This is a genomic window from Burkholderia sp. Ac-20379 (assembly GCF_017104645.1).
Lineage (GTDB): Bacteria > Pseudomonadota > Gammaproteobacteria > Burkholderiales > Burkholderiaceae > Burkholderia.
On sequence record NZ_JAAGPF010000258.1, the window covers coordinates 1 to 10,583 of the forward strand.

General features: G+C 68.3%; 12 protein-coding genes. 2 read left to right on the forward strand and 10 right to left on the reverse strand.

The genetic code is table 11. The features are described from left to right. Together G3N92_RS25095 and G3N92_RS25100 are read left to right on the forward strand one after the other, a co-directional pair. Window positions 1-1,080 (forward strand): FtsX-like permease family protein (locus G3N92_RS25095; RefSeq protein WP_206130295.1); only part of this gene is annotated, 1,080 nt, incomplete at its 5' end. A gap of 43 nt (window positions 1,081-1,123) precedes the next feature. Continuing rightward, on the forward strand, window positions 1,124-1,540 hold the full coding sequence (locus G3N92_RS25100) for a group II truncated hemoglobin (protein ID WP_206130296.1): 417 nt from the start codon (window positions 1,124-1,126) through the stop codon (window positions 1,538-1,540). Between the two features lie 110 nt (window positions 1,541-1,650). Here the strand turns inward: G3N92_RS25100 and G3N92_RS25105 are convergent, their stop codons facing one another. The 10 genes from G3N92_RS25105 to G3N92_RS25150 all read right to left on the reverse strand — a co-directional run. Beyond that, the gene (locus tag G3N92_RS25105) at window positions 1,651-3,510 is read right to left on the reverse strand and encodes a glycosyl transferase (protein WP_206130297.1); all 1,860 of its coding nucleotides are present in this window, start codon (window positions 3,508-3,510) and stop codon (window positions 1,651-1,653) included. A gap of 322 nt (window positions 3,511-3,832) precedes the next feature. Beyond that, the gene (locus G3N92_RS25110; RefSeq protein WP_206130298.1) at window positions 3,833-4,591 is read right to left on the reverse strand and encodes an SDR family oxidoreductase; all 759 of its coding nucleotides are present in this window, start codon (window positions 4,589-4,591) and stop codon (window positions 3,833-3,835) included. A 144-nt stretch (window positions 4,592-4,735) separates the two neighbouring features. Further along, the gene (locus tag G3N92_RS25115) at window positions 4,736-5,320 is read right to left on the reverse strand and encodes a TIGR00730 family Rossman fold protein (protein ID WP_206130299.1); all 585 of its coding nucleotides are present in this window, start codon (window positions 5,318-5,320) and stop codon (window positions 4,736-4,738) included. Then, the gene (locus tag G3N92_RS25120; protein ID WP_206130300.1) at window positions 5,317-6,030 is read right to left on the reverse strand and encodes a TetR/AcrR family transcriptional regulator; all 714 of its coding nucleotides are present in this window, start codon (window positions 6,028-6,030) and stop codon (window positions 5,317-5,319) included. The genes G3N92_RS25115 and G3N92_RS25120 overlap by 4 nt, the downstream gene beginning before the upstream one ends. A 216-nt stretch (window positions 6,031-6,246) precedes the next feature. Next, complete coding sequence (locus G3N92_RS25125) at window positions 6,247-6,795, reverse strand: diacylglycerol kinase (protein ID WP_206130301.1); 549 nt, start codon at window positions 6,793-6,795, stop codon at window positions 6,247-6,249. An 8-nt stretch (window positions 6,796-6,803) separates the two neighbouring features. Next, a complete protein-coding gene (locus G3N92_RS25130; RefSeq protein WP_206130302.1) occupies window positions 6,804-7,838 on the reverse strand; it encodes a glycosyltransferase family 1 protein in 1,035 nt (344 codons plus the stop codon). Between the two features lie 52 nt (window positions 7,839-7,890). Then, the gene (locus tag G3N92_RS25135) at window positions 7,891-8,829 is read right to left on the reverse strand and encodes a UDP-2,3-diacylglucosamine diphosphatase (RefSeq protein ID WP_206130303.1); all 939 of its coding nucleotides are present in this window, start codon (window positions 8,827-8,829) and stop codon (window positions 7,891-7,893) included. A gap of 285 nt (window positions 8,830-9,114) precedes the next feature. Then, entirely contained in the window at window positions 9,115-9,630 is a 516-nt protein-coding gene (locus G3N92_RS25140; protein ID WP_206130304.1) for an RDD family protein, read from the reverse strand. Further along, the gene (locus G3N92_RS25145) at window positions 9,627-10,403 is read right to left on the reverse strand and encodes a DUF3106 domain-containing protein (RefSeq protein ID WP_206130305.1); all 777 of its coding nucleotides are present in this window, start codon (window positions 10,401-10,403) and stop codon (window positions 9,627-9,629) included. The genes G3N92_RS25140 and G3N92_RS25145 overlap by 4 nt, the downstream gene beginning before the upstream one ends. A gap of 29 nt (window positions 10,404-10,432) precedes the next feature. Then, window positions 10,433-10,583, reverse strand: a 151-nt coding sequence (locus G3N92_RS25150) for a DUF3619 family protein (protein ID WP_206130306.1), incomplete at its 5' end; no start/stop codon positions are given.

The window sequence follows — 10,583 nt, forward strand, 5'->3', positions numbered from 1 at the left end:
GTCTTCTGCAACGCGCTGGCGCTGGGCCTCATGTGCCTGTTGCTGATCTCGATCACGCGCGACGACCTGGTGGCCGGCTGGCGCAAATCCACGCCGCCGGACGCGCCGAATCAGTTCCTGATCGATATCCAGCCCGATCAACGCCCCGGCGTGGTCAGCTATCTGGCCTCGCACGGCATCGAGGATGCGCCGCTCGAGCCGATGGTGCGCGGCCGCCTGATCGCGATCGACGGCAAGGCCGTCAACCCGGACAGCTTCCCCGACGCGAACGCGCGCCGGCTGGTCGACCGCGAATTCAACCTGTCGTACACGACCCAACTGCCCGACGACAATCGCGTGACCGAGGGCCACTGGTTCGGCGTCTCGCCGAAGCCGCAGATCTCCATCGAGGCCGGGCTGGCCAAGACGCTGAAGGTGAAGCTCGGCGACACGCTGCGCTTCGACGTGACCGGGCTGATCGTCGAGGCGCCCGTCACCAGCATCCGCAAGCTCGACTGGGGCACGTTCCGCGTCAATTTCTTCGTGCTGATGCCGCCCGAGGCGCTCAGCGATTTCCCGGCGATGTACATCACGAGCTTCCATCTGCCGCCAGGCCGTTCGGGCGTGATCGACGGGCTGATCGCGCAGCAGCCGGGCATCACCGCGATCGACGTCGCGCCGATCCTCGCGCAACTGCAGCGCGTGCTGCTGCAGGTGGTGGGCGCGGTGCAGATGCTGTTCGGCTTCACCTTGGCGGCCGGCATCCTGGTGCTGTACACGGCGCTGGCCGGCAGCCGCGACGAGCGCATGCGCGAAGCCGCGCTGCTGCGCGCGCTCGGCGCGTCGCGCCGGCAGGTCGGGGCGGTGCAGCGTGCCGAGTTCGTGATCGTCGGCACGATCGCGGGCGCGTGTGCCGCGGTGGGCTCGCTCGCGATCGGCTGGGTGCTGGCCACCCAGGTGTTCTCGTTCGAGATGGCGCTCAACCCGTGGGTGGTGCCGGCCGGCATCGCGGCGGGCATCGTGTGCGCGGCGGCGGCGGGCTGGTGGAGCCTGCGCAACGTGCTGTCGCGCCCGGCGCTGCGCACCTTGCGCGACGCGTGAGCGCGCGGCTGCGGTATCGTTTCGCTTTTTGCCGGATTTCCGTATGACCGACGATGTAACCGACGACGGCGCGCAGGCCAAGCCGAGCGCGTTCGAGCTGGTGGGCGGCGAGGCGCGCGTGCGCGAGCTGATCGACCGCTTTTACGACCTGATGGATCTCGAGCCGGAGTTCGCGGGCATTCGCGCGCTGCACCCCGATTCGCTCGACGGCTCGCGCGACAAGACCTTCTGGTTCCTGTGCGGCTGGCTCGGCGGCCCCGACCACTACGTGAGCCGCTTCGGGCACCCGCGGCTGCGCGCGCGGCACCTGCCGTTCCCGATCGGCAGCTCGGAGCGCGATCAATGGCTGCGCTGCATGGCCTGGGCGATGGAGGACATCGGCCTCGACGCGGCGCTGCGCGAGCGGCTGATGCTGTCGTTCTACGATACGGCCGACTGGATGCGCAACCGGCCGGGTTGATACGCCGAGCGGCGCACGCGGCCTCCCAACGAATCCAACGAAAAAGGGGCGCCGGGCAAACGAGCCCGGCGCCCCTTTTTCATCGCGCGCGCGAACGCGGCGGCGGTTCGTCAGTTGTCGTCCGGCGTGCGCACGTAGACGCGCAGCAGTTCCTCGTTGTCGCCGGGGCGCGCGCCCGTCCAGTACAGATCCCACTCGTCGCCGACCTTGGGCGTGACGGCGCGCAGGCCCTGCACGATCATCCACGTGCATTGCGTGCTGGCCGGGTTGGCGGTGGGGCGATGTTCGATGCCGGTGAAGTATTCGAGCATCGGCGCTTCCGATTCGCCGAGCCCGAGGCTCGCCATGCAGTCGCCTTCGTTCCATTGCTCGGCCAGATGCGCGTCGAGATCGAGGAACACCGAACGGTAGCTCTTGGCCACGTCGAGCCACGGCAGCAGCAGCGTGAAGATCAACCCCCAGACCAGCACCACGCCCGCCGCCCACGACAGCGCGCCGCGCCATTTGCCGGTGGCGCGCAGCCACGGCAGCACCCACAGCCAGCCGATCGTCAGCACCAGCCCGGCGGCGACGAAGCCGAGATCGAGCGGCGCGATCCAGTCGAGCGGCAGCCAGCGGCCGAGCCAGTGGATCGGTTCGCGCGAGGCGTGCGCCGACGTCATGATCGACCAGACATACCAGGCGTAGACGGCGACGCAGCCGAACACCGCGCGGCTCGCGTAATCCCACAGCATCGCGGCGCGCAGCGGCATCCGTTCGGGCGCGGCGGCCGCGAGCAGCGCCAGCGGGGCGATGAACGGCAGGATGTACAGCTCGCGCGAGGTTGCCGACATCTGCAGCACCAGCATGCCGATGCCGCCGAACAGCGCGGGCAGCGTCACCGCCGGGTCGCGCCACGCGCGCCAGCGGCCCGCGAGCAGCGCGTAGGCGGCCAGCGGCCCGACCGGGAAGCCGACCGTCAGCAGCGCGCGCCAGATGAACAGCGGCTTGTCGTTTTCCGCGCCGAGGTTCGGCACCGAAAAGCCGAAGAAGCGGCCGACGTTGTTGTCCCAGAACCAGGTCATGAACAGCGTTTCGGAGCGCAGGAACAGCGCGGTCGGCCAGATCAACGCGAACGGCGCGAGCACCAGCGCGGCGATGCCGAGCGAGCGGAAGAACGCGCGGTTGCGGCAGGCGGGATACAGCGCGAGCAGGATCGGCAGCGTCGCGCCGAACACGAGCGGCACGAACAGCCCCTTGGCCAGCAGCGCGACGCCCACACCCGCGCCGAAGCCCGGCGCGGCGAAGCGGCCGGCGGGCCGGCCCGCGATGCGCTCGGTCACGAGTTCGAGCAGCGACGAGAACGCGATCGCGGCGCCGGCCATCAGCGCCACGTCGGTCATCATGTCGTGGACATGCTTGACCACCACCAGCGTGCCCGCGCACAGCGCGACCGGGCCGATCACGCGCAGGTCGAGCCAGCGCGGCGCGCGCGTGGCGATGCGCGCGGCGCGCGCCGTGAAGCCGAACGCGAGCGCGGCGAACAGGGCGCTCGCGAGGCGCGCCGCGTCATGCAGCGGAATGTAGCGGCCGAACAGCCAGGCGAAGGCGGCGGCGGTCCAGTCGTAGATCGGCGGCTTTTCGAGGAACGGCTGGCCGGCATTGGTCGGCACCACCAGATCGCCGGTGTCCAAGATGTGCTGGATGATGCCGAACGTGTAGGTTTCGTCCTGCTTCCACGGGTCGTGGCCGACCACGCCCGGCAGCAGATAGGCGCAGGCGATCGCGATCACGAGTAACCAGACGCGCCAATTCGCGCGTGCGAACCCGGCCGGCCAGGTGCCGGCATGCGCGGCATCGCCGGTTAACGGCAGGCTGCCGCCCAGCGCGGCGGCATTGGCGGCTTGCGACGCGCCCTGGCGGAGCGCGACATGACGGATCGGGGCGTGCGCGGACGAACGCGAGCCGCCGGGAGCGGTAGGTCCCTGCATCAAAAACGTCTCAGAAGTCGGTGGGTCAGCCGGCTGCTTCGGCCGGATGATTGACGCTGCCGTGGGGGTGGCGATTGCCGCGACGATGAGTCGCGACGGACGCTAGTTAATCACGTTTTTATTACGGCCTGTTACGAAAACTGTGGCCGCACTGTGAGTTTTTTGGGCGTGTGTGCCGTTTTGTGATTTGTACGTTTGCGGGTGTGGCTTTTGCGACACACGAATGCCTGGAAACGCGGCCGGGCGGGGCTTGCGGCGGGATGGCGAGGTCTGATGTTTGGGCGCCGGCGCACGTTTTCGGCGGGCGCCGGGCGCGGGGTGGTCAGCGTCCGCCGCCCACGTCGACCAGCGTGCCCGTGACATACGAGGCGGCGCTGCCGAGCAGCCAGACGATCGCCTCGGCCACTTCGTCGGCGCGCCCCGGGCGGCCGATCGGCGTCTGCGCGCCGAGCCGTGCGGCGCGATCGGGCTGACCGCCGCTGGCATGGATCCCGGTATCGATCAGGCCGGGGCGCACCGCGTTGACGCGCACGCCGTGCGGCGCGAGTTCCTTGGCCAGGCCGAGCGTCAGCGTATCGACCGCGCCCTTCGAGCCGGCGTAGTCGACGTATTCGTTCGGCGAGCCGAGCCGCGCCGCCAGCGACGACACATTGACGATCGCGCCGCCGCGTCCGCCCCGGTTGATTGGCAGGCGGCGCGCCGCTTCCCGCGCGCACAGGTACGCACCGAGCACGTTGACGTCGAACAGGCGGGTGAGCCGCGCCAGATCCATGTCGGCCAGCGGCAGCGGCGGCGCGACGATGCCGGCGTTGTTGACGAGCGCGTCGAGCGGGCCGAGTTCGCGCTCGACGGTGTCGAACATGGCGATCACGTCGGCTTCGACGGCCACGTCGCCGCGGATCGTCGCGGCGCGGCCGCCCTGGCCGCGGATCTCGTCGGCCAGCGCGTCGGCCGCGGCTGCATCGCGCGCGTAGTTGATGCCGACAGCCCAGCCGCGCGCGGCGGCGAGCCGCGCCGTGGCGGCGCCGATGCCGCGGCTCGCGCCGGTGACGAGGACGACCGGATGGTTCGAATCGGACATGGCAGACGGCTCCGTGATGGGGCGGGATCGGCGCGCGGCGTCACGGCGGCGAACCGCGGGCGGGGAAAGGGGGAAACGTGAGGATAAAACGAACGAGGCCGGCGCTGTGCGGCGCCGGCCTCGCGGGATTGCAGCGAAGCGGGATCAGGGCGCGTCGGCCACCGGCGTCCACTTGTCGCGCAGCGGCGGCACGTAGCGCCGCAGCTGGTCGAGCATGCCGTCGGCCGTGGCGTCGACGCACAGCGATTCGACATACGTATTGGCCATGAAGCCCTCGTCGACCGTGTGACGCAGCATCGCCACCAGCGGATCGTAGAAGCCCTCCACGTTCAGCAGCGCCACCGGCTTGCGGTGATAGCCGAGCTGCGCCCACGTGTAGACCTCGAAGAACTCTTCCAGCGTGCCCGCGCCGCCCGGCATCGCGACGAACGCGTCGCTGAGGTCGGCCATCATCTTCTTGCGATGATGCATGTCGGGCACCACGTGCAGTTCGGTCAGGCCGGCGTGGCCGACTTCCTTGTCGAGCAGCAGTTTCGGGATCACGCCGACCGCGCGTCCGCCGGCGGCCAGCACGGCATCGGCGACGATGCCCATCAGGCCGACCCGGCCGCCGCCGTAGACGAGCGTCAGGTCCGCTTCGGCCAGCGCGCGGCCGAATGCGCGCGCCGCGTCGGCGTATACCGGGCGCACGCCCGGCGACGAGCCGCAATACACGCACACCGATTTCATGATTTCGCGTCCTTCGGTGCGCCGCGCGGCGGCAGGTAATCGTGGAATTCGCGCTTGGGCAGCTTGCCCGAGACGAGATCGTCGAAGATCTGCCGCGAACGGCCGCGCAGATACGGCGCCATCACCGAGATCACGTGCATGCTGACCTGGTGGAGTTCGTCGCGGATCGCATCCTGATCGTTGTATTTGCGCGGGTGCATCACGTACTGGTACGACAGCCAATACGTGGCGATCACGCCCATGTTGGTGGCGATCACCTCGATCTCGGCCGGCGTGGCCACGAGTTCGTCGTCGGACACCAGCAGCTCGCACATGTCGCGCGCGAAGCGCACCTTGTGGCTGATGATCTGCTTGAAGTGGGTTTCGAGCGTGCGGTTGCGGGCGAGCAGGTCGTTCAGGTCGCGATACAGGAACCGGTAGGTCCACATGAAATCGGCCATGTATTGCAGGTACGACCAGGTTTCGTCGATGGTGGGACGGTGATCTTCGGGAAAGCGCAGCCGCCGTTCGATCTGCTGCTCGAACTGGGCGAAGATGCTGTTGATGATGTCGTCCTTGTTGCGGAAATGATAGTACAGGTTGCCTGGACTGATTTCCATTTCCTCGGCGATCGTGGTGGTGGTCACGTTCGGTTCGCCGATTTCGTTGAACAGCTTCAACGACAGCTCGAGGATCCGTTCACGCGTGCGGCGGGGAGGTTTCGCTTCCATGTGTCGTCCGGCCCTGAATGTGCCGGACGGGCGGGCGCGGCAAGAGAATGTCGCAGCGTTGTCCGGCTCGGGTTAGCTTGTCTTTCGAGACTATCGGACGATTATAAACGGTCGTTCGCTTTTTCGGCGCATTTCGTCGCACGGCTGGAACAATGGGGAATTTCCGCGCCGATCGTTGTCCGAGCGGCGCGGTTGGCGGGGCGAGAACGCCCGATTTCAGTGGCCGGTCCAGCGCTTCACGAGCGGCCAGAGAATGAAGCCCCAGGTCGCCAGGCAGGCCACCAGCGCCACCGTCACGGCCGCGCTGCCGAGATCCTTGGCGCGCTTCGACAGCTCGTGGCGCTCGAGCGAAATCCGGTCGATCGCCGCTTCCACGCTGGAGTTCAGCAGTTCGACGATCAGCACCAGCAGCACCGAACCGATCAGCAGCGCATGCGATACCGCATCCACCGGCATGAACAGGCCGAGCGGCACGAGGATCGCCGCGAGCGTCAATTCCTGGCGAAACGCGCTCTCCTCGCGGATCGCCACCTGAAAGCCATTGACCGAATGCTTGAGCGCGTACCAGGCGCGCGTCAGCCCGCGATTGCCCTTGTACGGATTGGGCGGAAGCGGGGCGAGCGGGTCGTCGGTGCCGAGCGGCTCGTGGCCGTCGTGCGCATCGTGGGAATCGTTATCGGCATGCGGATCGCGCGCCGCGGCGGCCGCGTTCAACGCGGGACGACGCAGCGGCGACGGCGACGGAGCGGGCGCTTTCGCGCGCATGGCAGGTTTCAAACGGCTGCGCCTTGAGGTTGGGGGCTGGCGGGTTTCTGCAGCGGCTTCAGGTGCGAGGCGAACTGCTCGGACGCGGCGCGCCACGAGAAGCGCTCGGCCCAGGCGCGCGCCGTTTCGCGATCGATCTTCAGCGCATCGAGGCAGGCCTCGCGCAGGTCTTCGTTCATCGCGCCGGCGCCGCCGTCGCCGAGCACGTCGACCGGGCCGGTCACCGGGTAGGCGGCCACCGGCGTGCCGCAGGCCAGCGCTTCGAGCAGCACCAGGCCGAACGTGTCGGTCTTGCTCGGGAACACGAATACATCGGCGGCCGCATACACCTTGGCGAGCTCCGCCTGCGACAGCACGCCAAGGTAGTTCGCCTCAGGATAGCGTGATTTCAGTTCGGCGAGCGCGGGGCCTTCGCCCGCGACCCATTTCGAACCGGGCAGATCGAGCTTCAGGAACGCCTCGACGTTCTTCTCGATCGCCACGCGCCCCACGTACAGGAAGATCGGGCGCGCCGTGTTCAGCACCTTCGATTCCTTCGGCTCGAAGATGTCGAGATCGACGCCGCGCGTCCACAGCACCACGTTGTTGAAGCCGAACGTCTCGAGATCCTGCTTGACCACCGGCGTCGGCGCCATCACGGCGAGCGACGCGCCGTGGAACCAGCGCAGGAAGCGGTAGGTGGCCGACAGCGGGAAGCCGAAGCGCGCCTGCACGTATTCGGGGAAGCGCGTGTGATAGGCGGTCGTGAACGGCAGCTTGTGGGCGCGCGCGTAACGGCGCGCGGCCATGCCGAGCGGGCCTTCGGTGGCGATGTGCAGCGCGTCCGGGGCGAACGCGTCGACGCGTGCGCGCAGCTTGCCGTACGGGAACAGCGACAGGCGGATCTCCGGATACGTCGGGCACGGGATGGTGCGGAATTCGAGCGGCGTCAGCAATTCGACCTGATGGCCGAGCGCCGTCAGTTCGCGCGACGTGCTCTTCAAGGTGCGCACGACGCCGTTGACTTGCGGTTCCCATGCATCGGTGACGATCATGATCTTCATGCTGGCAGTCCTGTAGGGTGCGGAAGGTGCGAAAAGCGGCGAGGCAGGGGACTCACGCGGTGGCCTTGGCCTTGCGCGAGGTGGTGACGGGCGGCGATTGCATCACCGTCCAGTAGACGATCTTCAACTCGCCTTCCATCGTTTCGACGAGCGCGGACAGGCTTTCGACCCAGTCGCCGTCGTTGCAATACAGCACGCCGTCGATGTCGCGGATCTCGGCCTTGTGGATGTGGCCGCAGACCACGCCGTCGCAGCCGCGGCGGCGCGCTTCGTCGGTCATCGCGTTCTCGAACGACGAGATGAAGTTCACGGCGTTCTTGACCTGGTGCTTCAGGTATTGCGACAGCGACCAGTACTGGAAGCCGAGCTTGCTGCGCACGCGGTTGAACCAGCGGTTCAGCAGCAGGATCAGCGTGTAGGCCGAATCGCCGAGGTAGGCGAGCCACTTCGCGTGCTGGATCACGCCGTCGAACAGGTCGCCATGCACGATCCACAGGCGCTTGCCGGCCAGCGTGGTGTGGAACGCCTCGCCGCGCACCTGGATCTCGCCGAACGCGAGGTCGCAGAACTGACGCGCCGCCTCGTCGTGATTGCCGGGGATGTAGACGACCTGGGTGCCCTTGCGCGCCTTGCGCATGATCTTCTGCACCACGTCGTTGTGCGCCTGCGGCCAGTACCAGCCTTTCTTCAACTGCCAGCCGTCGATGATGTCGCCGACCAGGTACAGGTATTCGGAATCGTTGTGACGCAGGAAATCGAGCAGGTAGTTCGCCTGGCAGCCGCTCGTGCCCAGGTGAATGTCCGAGATCCAGATCGTGCGGTAGCGGTTCGCCGGGCCGTCGGTGTCCTCCTGATGGCTGGAGGCGGCCGCCCATTGCGGCGGCTCGGCGGGCGAGTCGCCGTCGGTCGCGCCGGAGAGGAACGCCGCAGCCGTCGCGCGTGCGTCGGCCGGATCTTGGAAGAAGGTAGTCGCGGACGTTTTGAGGCCCATGCATGACTCGCGCCGTGTTGAATAACCGGCATTGCGCCATGCGTCGATGACTTCGCCATGACAGTCACGGGACGTTCTTATTACGGCTTGTTGGGCGCGCCAACCCCGTTCCGGCGCGGCCCGCGCGGCGCGTGGGATGGGCGCGGCGGCGCGGCCGGCGGCGGGCCGAAAACGCTGTCGCACGCATGATGCATCCTTGCGACAGTCGCGTGCGGCAAGGCCGATTGATCGGACGATTGACGCCGGAAACGAGCGGAAAAAGCGAGGTGGAGCGGGGTGCGGGAATCAGCGCGGCACGGACACGATACGGGTGCCGGCCAGCCGGTCGTGCGGGAACTGGCGACCCGGATCCAGGCGCGCGGCCAGCGCCCACAATACGATCCAGGCGGCCGTGACGCCCAGCGTGACGGGCACGGCGAGGCCGGCCAGCGGATGCAGCGCGAGCGGCGGCAGGAACCAGAGCCAGCCGAGCAGGTAGCGCAGCACGGCGCGGGGCGCCGTCAGCGGTGCGCCGTGCGCCGTGACGAGGCGCAGCCGCCAGGTCTTCATCGGCAAGGTCTGGCCGCCGTGGGTCCAGAACCAGACGAAATATGCGCCGGCCACGAGAGCGATCCACGCGGCGAGCCATTGGTGATGGACGAGACCGTTGCGCTGCTGGAACACGAGCGCGAACGCGAGGGCGGCGAAGAAGACGATGCCGAACAGCAGCACGCCTTCGTAGACGAGCGCGGCGAGGCGCCGGCCCACGCCCGGACGGGCGCCGGCGGCATCCGTGGCGGGTGCGGCCGGCGCGGCGTTCACGAGCCCTTGAAGATCGACGGCGCGTCGGCCGGCGAAATGGGCTGCGGCGCGGGCGGCTGCTGGGTGCCCGAGGCGGCGGTGGTCGGCACGGCCGCACTGGCGACCGCGCCCGGCTCGGCGGGCGGCACGATCGGCGTCAGCGGCGCATTGGCCGGATGGTCGTGCGCATTGACGAGGCGATTGATGTCGCGGTCGCTCTTGCCCGACGGCGGCGCGCTGACCACGGTGCGACGATGGCGCTCGGCAGCCGCCAGCCGGGCCTTCTGCTCGGGCGTCAGCTTCTGGTAATCCTTCCATGCGCGCTCGCGCGCCTGAGCGGAAAGATCCTTCGACACCTGATAGTTTTCCCGCGCGACGCGCCGCTCCTCCTGCGTGAGGTTGGCCCATTGGGTCATCCGTTCATGCAGGCGCTTCTGCTCTTCGGGCGGCATCTTCGGGTAACGTGCTGCGATTTTAATCCAACGACGCTTGCGGGCATCGCTGAAGCTGTCCCACAGCCGTTCGACCGGGGCCAGCGCCTCGTGCTGCTGGGGGGAAAGGCGCGCCCACGACAGCGGGCTGGCCGGGGCGAGCGTGGGGAACGCGTTCGGCAGCGACAGGCTGACGACCGGTTGGGCCGGCGCGGGTGCGCTGGTGGCGGCGGCCGGTGCGGCGGCGGTGGGGCCGGCCGCTGCGGCGGGCTGATCCTCGAAACGCGTGTAGGTGGCCGCGTACGCAACCACGAGCGCGATTGCGCTCCCGAAGAATATCGCCAGTCCGCGTTTGTGAATCACCCCGTGCGTCCTTCTGTATCTGGTTGCGCTCAGCGCGTGTGCGACAAATATGCGTTGAACCCGTGGTCGAGGTACGCATTGAGCGGCAGGTCATCGTTCAGCATGGCCGCGTCGATGTCGGCCAGCTCGGCCGTATGTTCGAGATTTTCCCAGTAAGCAATGCCGACGATGCCGGCCAGC

Excerpts from the sequence above, each read along its gene's own strand:
- G3N92_RS25105 (WP_206130297.1), bottom strand. The coding sequence starts at position 3,510 with ATGCAGGGACCTACCGCTCCCGGCGGCTCGCGTTCGTCCGCGCACGCC.
- G3N92_RS25130 (WP_206130302.1), bottom strand. The coding sequence starts at position 7,838 with ATGAAGATCATGATCGTCACCGATGCATGGGAACCGCAAGTCAACGGC.
- G3N92_RS25125 (WP_206130301.1), bottom strand. The coding sequence starts at position 6,795 with ATGCGCGCGAAAGCGCCCGCTCCGTCGCCGTCGCCGCTGCGTCGTCCC.
- G3N92_RS25120 (WP_206130300.1), bottom strand. The coding sequence starts at position 6,030 with ATGGAAGCGAAACCTCCCCGCCGCACGCGTGAACGGATCCTCGAGCTG.
- G3N92_RS25135 (WP_206130303.1), bottom strand. The coding sequence starts at position 8,829 with ATGGGCCTCAAAACGTCCGCGACTACCTTCTTCCAAGATCCGGCCGAC.
- G3N92_RS25115 (WP_206130299.1), bottom strand. The coding sequence starts at position 5,320 with ATGAAATCGGTGTGCGTGTATTGCGGCTCGTCGCCGGGCGTGCGCCCG.
- G3N92_RS25110 (WP_206130298.1), bottom strand. The coding sequence starts at position 4,591 with ATGTCCGATTCGAACCATCCGGTCGTCCTCGTCACCGGCGCGAGCCGC.
- G3N92_RS25100 (WP_206130296.1), top strand. The coding sequence starts at position 1,124 with ATGACCGACGATGTAACCGACGACGGCGCGCAGGCCAAGCCGAGCGCG.